Annotated in this window: 16 protein-coding genes; 9 read left to right on the forward strand and 7 right to left on the reverse strand. The window is 40.1% G+C overall.

Annotated elements, in window-relative coordinates:
* Positions 1 to 35: 35 nt before the first annotated feature.
* Positions 36 to 674: a DUF6266 family protein gene (locus KYH19_RS20970; protein ID WP_219076531.1), complete on the reverse strand. Its 639-nt coding sequence runs from the start codon at positions 672 to 674 to the stop codon at positions 36 to 38.
* A 377-nt stretch (positions 675 to 1,051) separates the two neighbouring features.
* A complete protein-coding gene (locus KYH19_RS20975) occupies positions 1,052 to 1,330 on the reverse strand; it encodes a helix-turn-helix domain-containing protein (RefSeq protein WP_219076532.1) in 279 nt (92 codons plus the stop codon).
* A 970-nt stretch (positions 1,331 to 2,300) separates the two neighbouring features.
* Between KYH19_RS20975 and KYH19_RS20980 the strand changes: the two genes are divergently transcribed.
* The 3 genes from KYH19_RS20980 to KYH19_RS20990 all read left to right on the forward strand — a co-directional run bounded on the left by KYH19_RS20980 (position 2,301) and on the right by KYH19_RS20990 (position 3,957).
* Positions 2,301 to 2,879 (forward strand): Crp/Fnr family transcriptional regulator, encoded by a 579-nt coding sequence (locus KYH19_RS20980; protein ID WP_219076533.1) that lies wholly within the window; start codon positions 2,301 to 2,303, stop codon positions 2,877 to 2,879.
* A gap of 131 nt (positions 2,880 to 3,010) precedes the next feature.
* Complete coding sequence (locus KYH19_RS20985; protein WP_219076534.1) at positions 3,011 to 3,451, forward strand: MauE/DoxX family redox-associated membrane protein; 441 nt, start codon at positions 3,011 to 3,013, stop codon at positions 3,449 to 3,451.
* Positions 3,452 to 3,567: 116 nt separating this feature from the next.
* On the forward strand, positions 3,568 to 3,957 hold the full coding sequence (locus KYH19_RS20990; RefSeq protein ID WP_219076535.1) for a hypothetical protein: 390 nt from the start codon (positions 3,568 to 3,570) through the stop codon (positions 3,955 to 3,957).
* 60 nt (positions 3,958 to 4,017) lie between these two features.
* On the opposite strand, the gene KYH19_RS20995 is transcribed toward KYH19_RS20990, so the two are convergent.
* The 4 genes from KYH19_RS20995 to KYH19_RS21010 all read right to left on the reverse strand — a co-directional run bounded on the left by KYH19_RS20995 (position 4,018) and on the right by KYH19_RS21010 (position 9,748).
* Positions 4,018 to 5,382 carry a RagB/SusD family nutrient uptake outer membrane protein gene (locus KYH19_RS20995; RefSeq protein ID WP_219076536.1) on the reverse strand — a complete coding sequence of 455 codons (1,365 nt, stop codon included), beginning with the start codon at positions 5,380 to 5,382 and terminating at the stop codon, positions 4,018 to 4,020.
* A 12-nt stretch (positions 5,383 to 5,394) separates the two neighbouring features.
* Complete coding sequence (locus KYH19_RS21000; RefSeq protein ID WP_219076537.1) at positions 5,395 to 8,646, reverse strand: SusC/RagA family TonB-linked outer membrane protein; 3,252 nt, start codon at positions 8,644 to 8,646, stop codon at positions 5,395 to 5,397.
* Position 8,647: 1 nt separating this feature from the next.
* Positions 8,648 to 9,277: a TlpA disulfide reductase family protein gene (locus KYH19_RS21005; protein WP_219076539.1), complete on the reverse strand. Its 630-nt coding sequence runs from the start codon at positions 9,275 to 9,277 to the stop codon at positions 8,648 to 8,650.
* A gap of 174 nt (positions 9,278 to 9,451) precedes the next feature.
* Entirely contained in the window at positions 9,452 to 9,748 is a 297-nt protein-coding gene (locus KYH19_RS21010; RefSeq protein WP_219076540.1) for a hypothetical protein, read from the reverse strand.
* A gap of 871 nt (positions 9,749 to 10,619) precedes the next feature.
* Between KYH19_RS21010 and KYH19_RS21015 the strand changes: the two genes are divergently transcribed.
* Positions 10,620 to 10,850 carry a helix-turn-helix domain-containing protein gene (locus tag KYH19_RS21015; protein ID WP_219076541.1) on the forward strand — a complete coding sequence of 77 codons (231 nt, stop codon included), beginning with the start codon at positions 10,620 to 10,622 and terminating at the stop codon, positions 10,848 to 10,850.
* 6 nt (positions 10,851 to 10,856) lie between these two features.
* Here KYH19_RS21015 and KYH19_RS21020 read toward each other — a convergent pair whose 3' ends face one another.
* Positions 10,857 to 11,009, reverse strand: coding sequence for a hypothetical protein (locus KYH19_RS21020; RefSeq protein WP_219076542.1), 153 nt, complete (start codon positions 11,007 to 11,009; stop codon positions 10,857 to 10,859).
* A 347-nt stretch (positions 11,010 to 11,356) separates the two neighbouring features.
* Between KYH19_RS21020 and KYH19_RS21025 the strand changes: the two genes are divergently transcribed.
* From KYH19_RS21025 to KYH19_RS21045, 5 genes are all read left to right on the forward strand, one after another.
* Complete coding sequence (locus KYH19_RS21025; RefSeq protein WP_219076543.1) at positions 11,357 to 11,647, forward strand: hypothetical protein; 291 nt, start codon at positions 11,357 to 11,359, stop codon at positions 11,645 to 11,647.
* A 292-nt stretch (positions 11,648 to 11,939) separates the two neighbouring features.
* Positions 11,940 to 14,171, forward strand: coding sequence for a DEAD/DEAH box helicase family protein (locus KYH19_RS21030; RefSeq protein ID WP_219076545.1), 2,232 nt, complete (start codon positions 11,940 to 11,942; stop codon positions 14,169 to 14,171).
* Positions 14,171 to 14,389: a hypothetical protein gene (locus KYH19_RS21035; RefSeq protein ID WP_219076547.1), complete on the forward strand. Its 219-nt coding sequence runs from the start codon at positions 14,171 to 14,173 to the stop codon at positions 14,387 to 14,389. The genes KYH19_RS21030 and KYH19_RS21035 overlap by 1 nt, the downstream gene beginning before the upstream one ends.
* Positions 14,386 to 16,581 (forward strand): AAA family ATPase, encoded by a 2,196-nt coding sequence (locus tag KYH19_RS21040; protein ID WP_219076548.1) that lies wholly within the window; start codon positions 14,386 to 14,388, stop codon positions 16,579 to 16,581. The genes KYH19_RS21035 and KYH19_RS21040 overlap by 4 nt, the downstream gene beginning before the upstream one ends.
* Positions 16,582 to 17,076 (forward strand): hypothetical protein, encoded by a 495-nt coding sequence (locus KYH19_RS21045; RefSeq protein ID WP_219076549.1) that lies wholly within the window; start codon positions 16,582 to 16,584, stop codon positions 17,074 to 17,076.
* Positions 17,077 to 17,125 lie beyond the last annotated feature (49 nt).

A 17,125-nucleotide genomic window follows, 5' to 3' on the forward strand; every position in this document is an offset into this window, starting at 1 on the left:
CAACATTGCATGGTTTGGGCGGGTTATGAATTAAACTAAGGAATGGTATAGGTACCCAGGTACTGGCTGTTTGCCACGGCCATGGCATCGCGTTTCACTGCAAAAGCCCACCCATGAAAAACATCACCACTAAAGCCGGCGCCAATTACCGCGGTGTAAGTCATTGCGGCGCGCTGCGCGTCTTCGTAAACCAGGTACATGCTTTTGGTAGCGTTAAAAAGCACTACTGTAAGCACATCATCGGTATATGAATTATAGCGGTTTAAAATGCTCTGCCAGTTCAGTACCAGATCTGCACCTTGCAGGGCTGCATTAAGGCCATGGAAAACCGAGAGCGAACCTTTACTAAGCACCACCTGCGAAAAATCGATCACAAAATCCGGGTAGCTACCGCTAACCGCCTGGTTTAAGAAGATTTTTACCGCTGCATTGTAGCCTGTAATTTTGTTCAGCTGTTTATCTTTAAAGCCAATGTTTAAAATGTCTTTAATAGGGCTCAGGTAGAGCGGGGCAAGGGAAAATTTGCTGCGTTGCGCCAGCTGCTTGTTGGTAGTGGGTTTACTGCTTTTTTTGGACAGGCCTTTCATGTAATCTATGCTGCGCCAGTTGCTGCCAATTACACTGCCTACTTTACCCGAGAATGCGCCATTTGCGCCTTTTGAATAAGTTGCCATAATTTTTGTTTTTTAAGTGAAAAAATGTTTTTATAAAAGGATTTCTGTTTATACCGGTATGTTTAAATCCATGCCCCAAACCTAGCAACCAGGCAGCATTGGCGCCTCATTTTGAGCTAAAATGAGCTAAATTGGACCAATTAACTCAAATAATGAGCTAAAATGGACCATTACAGCTGGCACGTAGTGCATGGACCTGGCAGCTTGTGGCAGCCAGATTAAGGGCAGCATAACCATAACCAGTGCATCCCTTCGGCCAAACAAGGCCCTGGCTTTACCTTTTAGGTAATCAAAAGGTAAAGCCAGGGTAACCGTGGGGTAACCCTGGGGTTAACCTGGTACGAAGAAAGGGTAAACAAAAGGTAAAGAAAGGGTAATCAGATTCTGCCTTTTCGCTGGCTTTCCAGGTAGGCGGCCAGCAGATCCTTCAGGTAAAAACGATCGCCGCCAGGTAGTTTTACAGGCTTTAATGTGCCATCTTTTACCTTACGTTTGTAGGTGCTTTCGCTAATGTTTAAGTAATCTTTAACCTGCTGGCGGGTGAGTTGCGTATCAGGGTCTCCGAAAAGATCGATAAAAGTAAAGGTGAGTTGTTCTTTGTTGAGTACGAGGTAAATATTGTACATTACCTGTACCAGTGCGTCAATGTTATTCATAAGGCGTAAAATTTAAAACACAAAAACATTTTGCGAAAGGGTGATGAGGCCTTGCGCAACCAGAGCAGGAAGATGTTTCTGTGCTGTTATTTAGGTGGTTAAACCCATGGTACTGAGGCGGCTAAATTTGGTTAGAAAGTGTGGTTTTTGCCTGTAATTTTTAGCGCCAAACAACACCAAAAGCTGTTTAACAATCCCAATAATATTCAAGTTAATTGTAGATATGTAAATTCAAATTCATTGCATGGGCAAATGCCCCAAAAGTTATGGGTAGCCCCGGCTGAGGCAGATAAGCCCGAGGTTAAAAATGATACAAGCCACCCTTTGTGGGCGGTTTTGCCGTGCATAAATGAGAAATTTATGCACTGTGGTAAATAATTTAATTAATAGGGATGAAAAAGTAACTAGTGTTAGTTTTTCCATCATGCGTAAATTTAATCAGTAATAAAAGACGTAGTACTATTACTTCTTATATCCTGTATAACGACAACTTATTGCGAATCGTATATCAAAAACAGCAATCTGTCGCTGTCAGGCAGGTTTAATGTCAATAGAAACGGAGCATTAAAAATCCGGGGCTGGCAAAAAAACAGCTTATCCAGCCAAATAAAACAATTTAGCCAATACCTGTTAAGTTGCCCGGGCAGCGTGCCCGGTATATTAAAAAAATTTCATCCATTAACCCCACCAGGCAGCATAACATTCTATTTTGTTAAAACAAAGCTGCCTGAATATCCATTTCCCTTCACCCATTTTAACCGGCCAAATTCCCGTTAATTACTAAACCCCCTGGGCTAATTGCCATAAAAAATCTTTTCAGCACAGAAGGCAGAAACAGGCGCCATTAAATTTAGCTATCAATTTTATCAAAAACAATTGCTTCCCGGGTTTGGTCAGGGTTGCCCGGGGTTGCTAAGCCAGCAACTTGACGACAGCACGAAAGCTTCTTTCTTTGCCTTAAAAATATATTATGGAAAATGAAAATTATTTTAAAAGAATCGAATTCTATTTAATGCCATCCCATGGGCTAAAATGTTATCTGAACTACATTAAACGGGAGGACAAGTTCGAAAAGAAACAAACCATTAAAATAGATGAGCTATTCTGCTCTAGCCTGCTCTTTATTGATAAAGGAACATTAAGGCTATATGCTGTTAAAGAAGAAGAGGAAACAACCATCCTGTTCTGGCAGAAAAACCGCTTTCTCACATCATTATTAATGTTGGAAGAATATGCGGAAAAAGAATTTTATGTAGAATTTCTGGAAGACTCCACAATCATCAGATATAAAGAAATTCATACCTCCAACCTGTACAAGCTATTCGATGAATTCGGGGGATTTGTAAACAAACTTTACCAGCACCAGATTGCAGAGCTGATCCTGCACGCCACATCACTGGCACATCTGAACAGCACCGCCCGCTTTAATAACCTGATGAAATCGAAACCTGAACTGTTTAACCTCTGCGAACTCAAAATAATCGCAAACTATTTAGGCATCCATCCAAAAGTTTTGAGCCGTTTAAGGGCAAAAGCGGTAAAAAGGTAACATTTATTGCTTCAATTCTAATACGAATTTGCCAATCGGTAACCTATATGGCCTTCACTTAGCCCTTACTAAGCCGAACTTTATACAAGATTTAATTATAGTAAAGTATCACCGTTATAAATGATCAAGCCATGAAAGTAAGTTTAAGTAAAAGCGCATACCATACAGGCTACCTTCTCCTGATTATTTTATGGGGCACTACCGCTGCAAGTAAACTTGGCAACCTTAACGAATTTAAAAACGAACTGGCCAAACAGGTTTTCTCAGAAAACTTAGCTACATTTCTGCTTATCGCCGTACCGCTCTCCGAAATTATTTCGGCTACCCTGCTTGCCTTTAACAAAACCAGGTTATATGGCCTTATTGCATCGCTACTGTTAATTACTGCTTTTACCGTTTACATCGCCCTCATACTGGCAGGCTATTTCAGCAAAGTACCCTGTAGCTGTGGCGGTGTATTAAAAATGCTCGGCTGGAAACCGCACCTCATTTTCAACCTTGCATTCACTGCAATAACAATAACCACTTTATACATTCACCTAAAACAGGAGGCACGTGACAAAGAGTTATAAACCACAGGATACCGGTCCCATCCAATACAAAAAATTAACCGATCGAACGACCACAGTAACAGATCAAACCTTTAACCCTCCCAAAAAAATAAGGGAGATCATTTAAACTAAATACCATGTTAAAAAAAATCAATTTAGGCCTTGTAGCCCTCGTATTGGGGTTCGGCTTAACAATTGTAACCAGCGCGTTTAAAAACACAAACAAATCTGAAAACGGAAGAGCCCAGTATACGTTCAGTTACACGTATACCGGCAGCAACCCATACAGTGTGGCGAATGTCACTAATCCAAGCCATTGGGAATATACGCCTTCTAGCGAAGGGTGTTCGGGCGATGAAAGGGCTTGTACCATCAGGATAGACCAGGAGTATGTAGATCTTAGTGCTACCCCAGCATTGAAGTCAACAGCCAGTCTTACCGCTGCATTGAACCCTAGTACAAGCACAGCTTATATTACCGGTTCGGCAGACGATTTTATGGATATTCAGAATTCAGATCAACCATAAAACTGGTAATCATTTTAAAGCAAAAGCAGAGCAGGGATTCTCTTCCTCTGCTTTTCTGTTTTAATTCTGCTCAACACCAGCCTGTTCGATAATATCAACGGGAACCGGCAACGCGTAATAAGATGCATTTGGCTGGAGACTGACCATTTTCCCGGTAATATTCCTGGAGATCAGGATATTTCCACCCTCCCTGTTATAGCGTTTAATATCTATCCACCTCATTCCGCGCATCAGCAGCGACTTTCGCCGTTCCAGCCTGATCTTGGCCAGTGCATCCAGGCGGTCTGATGCGGTAACAGGCACAAAAACCGCATTGCTTTTCCACCTGGATTTTAAAAGGGTATTCAGATCAGCCATCGCCGATCCCAGATTACCCAGAAAGGCATTGCACTCTGCCCGGGTAAGGTAAACTTCGTCATTGGCAATTCCGGAAAAGAATACCGAAGCACTTTCTGCATAGCTACCTTTATACTGCTGGTAGCCGCTTACCGTTTTAAAGTATGCCGTTTTGCGAAGATCATTTGCCTGGTAAGCTGCATAAAGCACCGAATCGATCCTTGCCCTGCTGGTTGCATGTATGCTAAAGGCCGGGCACATTTCGGCATAAAAAAGCGTCTCTGCATTATATTTGCGGAAAGGCACATTTGCAGCCAGTCCCGCCACACCAGGGTCATTATTGTAATCCATCAGTTTGCCGTTCAGCTGCAGAGATTCAGCGCTCCATTTTAATCCGGCCCCGTAATTCCCCATATAAAGATAAGTCCGGGCGAGAAGCGCACATGCAGCTGCCCTTGAAGGCCGCATAGGATGTACCGCAATATCAGGGAGCAGTGCCGAGGCAATTTCCAGATCACCGGTAATCCTTTGGTAGCATTCGCGCACCGGAGCCCTTTTAACTTTTAAATTGAAATCTGAAGAGATCCTTAACATAATCCCCGGATCGGAATCGGCGGTGGCCTCATTATAGGCCCTGGCATAATCTGCACTGAGCAACAGGAAATAAAAAGAACGGAAAAATAGTGCAGATCCTTTAACATTGTCCCATGCGGTGCCATTAACGGCCGTTCTATCGATCTTATCCAAAAGCTCCAGTGCAATATTACAGTTATATATTGCCTGGTAAGCATAGCTCCAGTCATTGCCGTACCTCACATCAACAGGCAGCCATTGATAAAAGCGTTGCCCGTTAACGGGCTGGGCATTGTAACTGGCGGGTGGCAAAAAATAATCGTCGGCAGAGGTTTCCGAGAAACTCGGAGTGGTGCGGGTATTCATGATCGGGGAATCATCCAGCAAGGCCTGAATATCGGTAAGGCTGCCGGGCGTTACAATCTTTGCATCAGATTTCAGATCAAGGTATTTTTTGCAGGAAAACATCATTGCCGTAGTCAAGCAGATGATGAAATAAACAATTGAATTTCTCATGATATTAATGAATTAAAAACTTCCCTTTATACCAAAGAGGTATGCTCTTGACGGTGGGATGTTTGATGAATAATCAGGGTCGATACCAAACCTGTTCGCCCGCCAGAGTATTCCACCGTTTTGAACAGCCGTAAAAACTTCCAGGTTACGAAATACCTTTTTCAGCCTGACCCAGTCTAATTTATAAGAGAGATTGATATAGTCCAGCCTGATGTTATCCGCCCTGAAAATATTCACCTCCGAGGAGGTATAAAAGGCATCCCTGTTCTGATCGGCCGGGTAAATGAACGAGGGTACGGTTGTTAAAGATTCATCGCCGGGGTTCTTCCACCGCAGCGCATAATCACTATGGCCGATACCATTGTTAACCAGTCCGGAATAGCTAATGGTTGGCTTCATGGCATAATAACCAATTCTGTAGCTGATATTGACCGATAAAGCTATATTCCGGTAAGAAAACGTATTGATGAGGGAACCAAAATACACCGGACTGGCAGAACCATAATAGACAATGCCCTCACCGCTCCTGCTGGCAGCCAAAAATATCGCAGCATAATCTTTACTCACCTGACCGTTCAGATAGCCCATCGGGTTACCGTTTTGATCAAGGCCTGCCCATTGCAGCCCGCCTATAGCGTATAGGGGCTTGCCTTCAATGGGAGTAATCTGGGTACCCGGGTTTAACAACTGGCCAAGCCCCGCTGAAGCAGTATTTGAATATTTAACCGTTTTGGATACACTATAGGTAAAATAAGCATCGGTATTCCAGTTAAAATCGCCCGATTTCAGGTTTTTGGAATGCAGGTCTACCTCGGCGCCCTCACCCCTCATATCAGCAACGTTCCTCACCAGCGTTTCAGTCCTTCCCCACCCGGTATAATCGTAAGCCGCCGGTCCATAAAGATCGGTACCTTTTTTTACAAAATAGGAAACCGAGCCCGATACCCTTTTATCAATAAAAGCAAAATCTGCACCCAGGCTCAGCTGCGAGAGCTGTTCCCATCTCAGGTCCGGATTGTTGATGCCCGTAATCCTCGCGGTACGCAGTCCGGTTATCGGGCTGGTATTATAGGTTGCAATTGGTAAGGCCGTTTTGGTCAGGTCTACATTGCCGCTGTATCCAAAAGTTGCCTTAAGCCTCAGCTCCGGAAGGATTACACTCTTGTAAAACCCCTCCCCTGAAATCAGCCAGCCTAGTCCGGCAGACCAGAGTGGCTTCCACCTGTCATTGGTGTTCGCCCCAAAAATGTTCGACCCATCCTTTCTTGCGCTCCCCGAAAGGGTATAAAGGTTATGGTAAGTATAGGCCGCATTGGCATAAAAGCTTAAAAAACGGTAATAGGTTGCTGATACCGACTGCCCGGAGCCGATTATGGAGGATGTTCCCCTTAAAAAGTTCGGATAGCTGTTTGCAAAATCTACATTTACAAAGGTGAGCGGATCTTCGGTATATCCAAACCTGGTAAGCGATGAGGAGGAGGCATCAGACGCCTTGGCCTCGCTTCCCAGAATGGCATTAACCTGATGCTGGCCGAACGAGCGGTTCAGGTTAAGCTGTGCCCTTGCGGTTGATGAGGAAAGCAGGCCATCGCTACTGTTCAGTATCCCTCCCTTTGGGATAACATAACGGACCAGCCCGGTAGAGCGGTTGATCTGCGTAAAACTATTGACCTGATCGCGCGCAAAATAACTTTGCTCATCTGCTAAAACAGCACTTTCCAGCCGCTGCCGCTGGTACTGATAGCTTACGTCGAGGTTCAGTCCCGTTAGCAACCTGTACTTAAGCGCCACCGTGGCAAAAATTTCCTGCTGGGCAGAGGTACTTTTCCGGTGCAGATAGTCTTCAGCCGGATAATATTTCCAGTCAAGCAGCTGGCCCTTACCCGCAGTATCGGTATAAGCGCTCCTGTAGGCAATGGCTACCGGCAAGGCATTCCCCTGCCCATCGCGGAAGGAAAGATAGGGCAGTACGCTGCCACCAACTGAGACCGAACCAAAGGCCGGCCTTCCGGAAACGCTTTCGTTATGGGTAAAATAAACTTTTGAACTCAATGAAAGTTTACCTGTCAGCCTGAAATCATTAGACAGGCTGATATTGATTTTATCCGATGATGCATGGGTTTCACCTAAAGATTTATCGTAACTTACCGCCAGCCCGAAAGCATGTTTGCTGTCGCCACCTTTCAAGTTAAGCCCGTATTGCTGGGTGAGTGCATCGGTATAAAACTCGTTAAGATAGGAGTCCCTGGCATCAATGCCTTTCAAACGGTTAAGGGCATCTTCGGCCGACTGGCCTGAGATTGTTCCATTTCTTTTAGCCAGTAAAATCTCAACTGCCGGGCTCAGCGCAGCAAAAGGCGTACTGCTAATCTGGGCATCAAAAAAACCGCTGTTAAACATCGTGCGTTCTACCTCAATATAATCTGAGCTGTTCATTTGCGGAGACCTGAAAAGACCAGGCACGGCAGAGATGAGCACACTGGATGAAAAAGCAGTCTCGTAACGCTGATTGAACTTTCCTTTTTTAGTGGTAATCACAATTACCCCATTACCTGCCCTGGCACCCCAGATCGAAGCTGCCGAAGCATCTTTCAGTACAGATACATTTTCGATATCCAGCGGGTTGAGGTTTGAAATATCGCCGTCATAAATAAACCCGTCAAGCACAATCAACGGATCAAGCGGGCCGTTAATGGTCCCCAGTCCCCTTATAGAGATGTTGGTTTTGTTCTGTGGATTATTGCTGTTGGTCTTCCCGATATTCAAAAGCAATCCCGAGCTCTGGCCAGCCAGCCTATCCAGCAGGTTTGATCCTCCTCTGGCATTTAACTGATCATTTCCGATCACCGCAACGGCCCCATTGGTTTCATTCGGCCGCAGCAGCTGATAGCCCGTATTTACCTGTACATCTCCCAAATCAAACGCTGCGGAAGATAGCTCAACATTAATCAACTGATCTATAGCGCTTACCACTATCCGCTCCGTTTTATAACCTACCGCAGAAAATATCAGCGTATCAGGCAATACCCGAAGGAAAACAGTAAAACTGCCATACCGGTCTGTTTGTGAACGGCCTCCCTTTGCCCCTGTTACGCTTAGGATCACCCCGTCCGCTCCCTTCGCACTGGCCTTACCCGATACTTTAAACCGGGACGTTTCCTGCGAAAAAACAGATAACACTGAAAACACCAGTAGCAGAACCGCAGAGACAATGAGCAGCAGGTTCCATTTAAATGCCTGGGTATTAGATTTTAAACCGCTCATATTACAGCCTCCCGTCTTTTATCACGATTGCGCCTCCTTTAAGAAAACGACTTACATTTTGATCCGTAAATGTACCATAGCCACTAATGGCCTTTATCCGGCCATCACCGCCAACCCAGACATAACAGGGTAGTGTTTGGATATGGAAATACCGGGCAAACAGCTCATTCTGCGCCAAAAACGGAACCGAAAAACCTTCATGATGCTTCAAAAAGGAATCTATAAACCGGGCTAACTTTTCCGCGTCACGGTCACGGGCAGATATATTGACCAGCACAAGCCCTAAGGCCACACCATTGGCCTTAAAAATGCTGTCTACATGGGGCAGGCTCTTGATGCAGCTCCCGCACCAGCTCGCCCAGAAGTCGATTATAAAAGGCTTTCCCTTAAAATCTGCCAGCTTCAAAGCACCAGAATCCCCGGCGCCAAGTACCCTGAGTTCTGCGTTAAGCAAAGAATCAGGCAGGGCCTGGCCTGCGTAAAGTTTAAAGGCCTGGCCAGGTTCCTGTGCTGCAGCCCTGTTTGCGGGCAGGGTCGAAACCAGCAAAAAAAGGGTAAATATTTTTAAAACTCCATCGTAAAAGCCAGGGCGTAGCACTCCCCTTACGATAGATATCGTTATTTGTTTCATAAAAGCTTGGTTTAAGTTGATTAGGTAATCCTGATCTTTCGATCACAAAAAAAACAATGCAGGGAAGGAGTTATGAATCCATCATCAAAGAACCTGGTTAGTTCCCCCACATTCGCCAGGTGCTACACCGGGTTCTTCGGCTTCAGGGCATACAGCCTATCGAAACCATAACAATTACTTCGTGCCATACCAGGGAGGAGTATCCGTTAAACAAAAAGGAACAACATGATCTTCCCCGCAATCCCAAATACCGGGTATAGGATCATAAACAGACAAAAAACATCCAAAATTACCTGTCTCCACCTGCTCCTTACCTGCGCTTCGCAACACCTGCCCGGAACCAGGCTTCGCCGACACAACTACTTCCTGCCCGCTATCACCTAAAGGCAAAACACCCAGCAAAGCCAATGGTGTATACAGAAAAGCCCAGCAGAGAAAAAAAAGTGGCAGATAACGATTATTGGTTTTCATGGTACAGGATCAGAAATGCTAGATTGGAAATTGAATAGGCGAAGTGCCCTCTATTCACCTATAAAACAGGCAAAAACCAGCCCCTCCGCATAAAAACATGCAGATACGGGAAACCGTATTGGTAATTAGAAAAAAGATGCCTACCTTGGGAATGCGAATAACCATAGTACTGCACTTTGCCTAACAGCAATAAAGGGCTGGTACCAAGCTAAATTAACCCACCGGGAATAAGTGCGCTCTCTCACACCAACCCCTGTTTTTTATTGGGCTTTATTTAAACTTGTAATTCCGGCACGCGTTTTACGATGGAGAACAAATAACGTTCTTTAATAAGAGTTTAAGGGAAAACTGGGGTACCACTTCCTGGAAGTGATACGATTTGATGGCGGTTAATTTTTTCATCTGTACATAATTTGTTTACAGTGGTGATGAAGCTACCAGATTTATTCATCCCACTGCGTGGTTTGAAAAATCATGGTGGTTTCGTTTTCATAAACGGTTGTTTTTATGTAAAACGATGCGAACTCAATAAAAGCAGAAGGAAACCAGATTGGATAAACCAATAGGGCGAAACTCAATGCTTTCGAGTGAGGTACCGCTAAGAACCACACAAACCGAAGTTTGTGTTCCACAAAAGACTTACATGAGTGTCGCCCTATTGAATATAAGATATCACGAAGATAGCAAAACTCAATAGATACGGCGAACTCACGATCGGCTCATGTGGAAATTTAGCGGTTTTCACTCATGAGAGACATCGTAAAAAGCAAGGTATAACCCCCACTCTATTTGTCGCTATAAATAACTGATAACAAATATAATAATTAAATATCAATGTGGCAATAAAACCACAAAATATTTTTGATAAAAAGTGGAGAAGCATACAGATATTTTTAAAATCATTGGTTTGAACGTAAAAGCTCATAGAAAAAAGGCTGGTTTAACTCAACAACAGTTAGCTGATAAATTTTTGGGTGATCGCTCAAAAATAAGTGACATTGAACACGGGAAGGAAGATTTTATGTTGTCAACGCTATTGGATATTGCAGACGGTTTAGGTGTAGATGTAAAGAAGTTTTTTATGCCGATTAAGGAAGATTAACCACATTTAGCTAACAATAGAAGCAAGAAAACAAGCTGCAAGAAAAATAGATAAAATTAACATACCTAGGGCAATTTCGCTCCAGGAATAGCATATATCGTTTTCTTTCGGAATAATTAGTGATAGCATGTCTGAAAGCCCTTTTCTTAAATTTTCCATGGTAGCGTAATTTAGATTATGTAAATATAAATAACATTAGTACAATATTTAAAACCCACTTTATATTAATTACGGGAGTTTATATCAGAGACTTGGCGCATACTAGTAAAGTGGAAGAATTTAAGAAAAGTAAATAACTCCGGAACGGTGAAAGAAATAGGGAGTTTGTTTGAGCGGTTGAGAAATATGTAAGGAAAAAACAAGCTCCCCCCTATTTAAAATTTGTATTAGGGATATGCAATAATGAAGTGACTGGAGTGATGGACGGATTTAAAAGAAAGCTACAGGCTAACGTTTAAATCTTATCAAGAAATAAATTTTAATTTTTAAATCTAATATACAAGCAAATGGCGACAACAGACTTCGAAGACTGGATTGATAGTAATGTTGATATCAATGATATAAATAATGTGTGGGCAGCCTATCAAACTGTTTTATCTGCTAATGATTATTACCCTTTTGAAAAAACAAAAAAGGGGCAAGCCACTTATTTAAAAAATTCAACAAAAGATGCAACACTAGCATTAGTTACTGAAAATGCAGTAACTGCGTTTATTAACATGCTGGAATATCCATATAGTAGTCAGGGTGGCATTGAAGCAGCAAAGGCTGTGAATAATCATATGGAAAATGATTAGAAACTAATTTAAAGGAAATAATGGAAATGCTCGTACAATCCTTTAGGTCAAGAGGTGGTCTTGACGACGACTATATTTTATATGATAATGGAATAATTGTCCATACATACGATAGGCACATCTATAAAGGCGGTCAAGACAGGACGGAAGAACTAACAGCCGAACAATTAAGCGATGAGATTAAGCAACGATTATTGGATGATTGTGCAGAAGAAAACAAAGTCCAAGTAAAAATCATCTTCAAAGTAGTTTAGCAAGTTGAACCATTTAAAATACAAAATATAGAAATCTGATGCTGAATACAATCGATTGGCCAAGGAGTAGAAGTTATAGAACTGGATCGGAGTATGAGCCTATCCAATTTTATTTAGATGGCCTGAGTAACAGCATAAGATTTGACCTGTTGTTGGGGTACTTTAGCTCAGCGGCAATCAGCGTTTTATCTCTTGGTTTCGCACGTTTTATCTATGGTGGTGGAAATTTAAGAGTAATTGCAAATCATATCCTTTCAAAAATTGATAAGGAAACTTTGATTACTGCATCACAGAAACAAATACAATCTCCCATTGATCTTTCTGATATTGGAGCCATAAAAGGAACTTTGGATGAATATGATATTCATTTTTTCCAATGTCTCTCTTATTTGATAAACAATAAAAGAATTGATATTAAAATTGTAAAATCAAAAGGAAAAGGAATCGTCCATTACAAATCGGGTGTTTTCGATGATGGTAAACATAAAACATCTTTTAAAGCATCCTGTAATTTTACAGCCTATGGCTTGTTGGAAAATGCAGAAGAACTAGATGCTACTTTATCTTGGGATAACGCTTTATCGTCGGACAAAATTGAAGATCAAGAAAATTATTTTGAGCAAATATTTTCTGGTAACGCAGATTTCGTCGAATATATTAACCCTATAGATATTTTAGAGGCAATTAAAGATAATTTCGGGGATAAATCTATCGATGAACTTTTAATACAGGAAAAGGAGTTAATTGAAAAGAAAAGCATAGCTTTTTCAAATCCTAAATTAAAGAAGAAGCTTCGTGAATTAAAAGAGGAGATCGAAAACATCCAGGAAACTCCTAGATTTCCATATCCAGAAGGACCAAGGGCTTACCAGGCTGAAGCTTACCGCAATTGGGTAGATAATAATTATCAAGGAGTTTTTGCGATGGCCACTGGTACAGGAAAAACAATAACCTCGTTAAATTGCGTTTTGCAAGAATATTTTCTAAATCCTGAAAAAACATACCATGCAATAATTCTGGTTCCAACAATTTCGCTGGTCGAGCAATGGGCAAAAGAGGCAAAGATGTTTAACTTAACATCTATTATAAAAGTTTCATCAAAAACGAAATGGGAGAATGACCTATCCACTACTCTTTCCACATCGAAAAGAATACCTGTTTCTTTTATTATTATTACAACGTACGCATCATTTATAAAGGATAAATTTTTTAAAGAGATCAAAAAAATCCCTTCAGATACAATTTTAATCGCTGATGAGGCACATAATATAGGTGCTACTTCAGTATTAGTGCGGCTATTGAATTTTCCTCTCCAAAAAAGAATTGGATTATCCGCGACCCCAAGAAGAGCCTATGATATAGAAGGGAGTATAGGCATGGAATCTTTCTTTAATGATAAAGAGCCATACACTTATTCCTTTTCAATGGAAAGAGCAATCGAAGAAGGCATTTTATGCAAGTATTATTATCATCCACATATTGTGCACTTAACTAATGAAGAATTAGTTGAATATGTAGAAATTTCTAAAAAACTAGCTAAGTTTTTTAATAAAGTAACACAACAGTTTAATTCTCCAGAAATAGCAGAGATGCTTTTATTGAAAAGAAAAAGAATAATTCATAAAGCAGAGAATAAACTATCGAAGACTATTTCAATTTTAAAAGAGAGATACCATAACGAAGGGTCACTAAAATACACTTTCATATATGTTCCAGAAGGAACAACTGAAGACAACACTCAAGACCTCGCAGAAGAACTTGATGAAGTTGACACGATCAAGATAATAAATCAATACACTAGAGCCGTAGGAAAATTATCTCCAAATATTAGAGTCAATCAATTCATTAGTGGGATGAAAAACAGGGATGAGATTTTACAACAGTTTAAACTTGGAAAAATTGACGTAATTGCCTCTATGAAATGTTTGGATGAGGGTATTGACATACCACGAGCAGAACATGCAATATTTTGTTCTAGTACAGGGAATCCGAGACAATTTATTCAGCGTCGAGGTAGAATCCTTAGAAAACATGATGATAAAAATATGGCTACTATTCATGATTTAGTGGTAATACCAGATTTATCCACCTCACATGAATTCTCAGAAACTTTTAATTTAGAAAGAAATATGGTACAAAAAGAATTAGAGAGAGTGATGAATTTCTCCTCTTTGGCAATAAATCCGTATGAAACAGAAACTGCATTTGAAGAAATTTGCAATCACTATAATTTAAATATTTATACCATTCACCAAAATCTAAATCAATAATGAACAAAGAAGAATTATTAAGGTCTTTTTTAGAAGACGATACAATGGTTAAAAATGACTATTTAAAGAAAGATGAAGTACAAAATTTTAAATGGACAGATAGACCCAACGACAAACTTATTTGTGTATTGCGGGAAGTAATTATGGGTGAAAGTAATAAAGACAGTAATAATGTGATAGAACGAAAAATTAATCAACTTTTTAATAACCAGTTATGATTATCACGAGCATAGAAATAGACAACTTTATGTGTTATGCTGGTGAAAACAAATTCGATTTCACAGAAGGCATTAATCTCATCATAGGCGACAATGGTTATGGAAAATCCAAACTATATGATGCATTTTATTGGGCTTTATATGACAAATGTTTTGATACACAGACGAAAGAATTTACATCCACTAATCTGCTCCGTAAATCAATAGTCTCAGATAAAGCTATCCATGATAACACATCAGGGAATATTCAAACTTCTGTAAGAGTAACATTTCAAAATCAAGAAAAAAGAAAAACATATATTATTGAAAGGTACCTACAAACACAAAAAGATGGTGATGAAATTCAAACTGATAATAGAAGCACAGAAGTTATATTAGAAAAGGAACTTGAATATCTTAATGCTGCTGAAGTTCGTGACCCACAAAAAATCGATTTGATAAAAAAAAGTATCCTACCTGACAATATAAAACCTTATATGTGGTTCCAAGGTGAACAAGTAGAGTCAATTATTGATTTTAATAAACAGGATACTCTAACCCAGGCAATCAATGTACTTTCCAATATAACAAAATTTGATAAAATTAAAGATATAGCCGATTCCTTATTTGATTCAGCCAATAAGGAATACCGCAAAAAGGAGAGGGATTTAAGCGGTGACAAGACTAAAAGTGACATGCTTGAGTTAGAAAGAGAAAGAACAGCAAAACAGATAGAAAACTTAGAAAAACAAAATCTTCAAATTAGGGATAACATATCTACTGCCCAGGAAAAATTCAATTCTATGCTTAATAAAATGGAATCTGCAGAAAGGATAAAAGCGTTAGAGGAGAAGAGAAAAAACCTTGTGCACGCTTTGCAGGAGACACAAGATGAATTCAATGAAGAGCAAATCAGTTTACACAATCGCATGTTCACCAATAAATGGGTGCTAAAAGGTACTGAACATTTATTTGAAAATTTTAACAATCGTTACGATAGTTATATCACTAAGAAGTTGAAACATGAAACTGAACTTTCAATCAAATTGGAAGCGGAGAACGGAATTCTTAAAGAGATGCAGACCAGGCTTCCCATAGATGTTCCCGAGCCAATACATGTGGAACGAATGCTTGCGGATGAGAAATGTTTGGTATGTGATCGTGAAGCACCTAGGGGAACTGAACCATGGCTAAAAATGCAAGAATTGATTGAAAGATCAAAACTAAAAATGAAGGACTTAGAAGAGGAGAAATCCAAGTTATTAGTTAACGATTTTGCTCCTGAATTCAAAAAACTATACAATGTAGGTTTAGTACTAGGCCATCAAATCAACACAATTGATAGTGATATCAAATCCGTGTTCCGGAAAATCAACAGACTCGATAAGAGAAGAAAAAACCAACAAGAAGACCTTATAAAGTTGGAAAGAGAAATAAATACTTATGTAGTAGATGCTCAACTTACCCCTGAAGAAGCAAAGAACATCATAAACACTTTTCACTCGCAAAAAGATTTAGAGTCCAGATCTTCTCGCGAATTAGGCAACAATGAAGTTGATATAAAGATTAAATCGGAAGAGCTTGAAAGGATTGAACGTGACTTAAGTAATTTAGTTACTGGAGAAATACCTTCATATTTAACAGAAAAGGTGAAAATAATTACTGATTTTAGAGATTTAGCACATTCTACAAGAAAAAGGATATTTAATTCTTTGGTGAAAAAATTAGAAGATGAAGCCAATCAGCATTACCATTCTATGACATTAGGCAATCGTTCCGCCAGAGGAATTATTAGATTAAAGGAGTTGAGCAATGGAAAAAATTATATGCCTGAGCTTATTGACGAAAATGGAACCGTTCTTCATCAGCTAAATACAGGAAATATAATTTTGATCAAATTAGCGACCATCATGGCCATAATCTCTGCTAAGCAAGGTACTAAAACTACAGATTTATACACATTAATTACGGATGCTCCAATGTCAGTCTTGGGTGAAGATTACACTATAGGTTTTTGTAAAACTGTAAGCCAAGTTTACAGACAGAGTATAATTATGAGTAAGGAATTCTACAGAAACACCGAGTTAAGAAATAGGCTTTTTAATGATAATGAAATTAAGCTTGGCAAAGTGTACTTAATCACTCCTTCAATTTCTGAGGAGGAAAGGGTGAATAGAAATAGTTTAACCACTGTTATCAAAATATTAAATTAGATGGAACTGATTAAAAGAATAAAAGACAGAGCACCAGAATACGATGCAAAATATACGAGTCTAATTTACAATTTTACTATTCAGCAAGGAGGTAAAGCAGGAACTTCGAGTGAAGAGACACGTTGGGTGCAGGGAAAATACTTTTCTACTGTTTATGAATTTTATATGTACGCAGCATTAATCGGTTTAAAAAAGGACTATTCTATCCCAATTTCATATGGTACTGCTAAAAACAAATTTATTGAAATGAGGGCATGGAAGCCGAACGATTTAGTAGATTATATTATCATGTGCTTACTAGGTAAAGCAGATATCGATTTTTTGGAATTGGAAAAATTAGAAGATGAAGTTGTAGAGAAGAAGTTAAGCTCAATTAGAAGTTTGCTGGAGGATTATGCAAATGGAGGCTTCGACTTAATACAAACTAGAATTGATCAAGACAATGATTATTTCACTAGAAACGAGAATTCGTTTTTAGATTTTTTGGAGGAATAGTGAAATTTTATATGACAGGGCTTATTGGTAGCTAAAATAGTTTAAAAAA

The sequence above is a fragment of the Pedobacter sp. D749 genome (assembly GCF_019317285.1).
Lineage (GTDB): Bacteria > Bacteroidota > Bacteroidia > Sphingobacteriales > Sphingobacteriaceae > Pedobacter.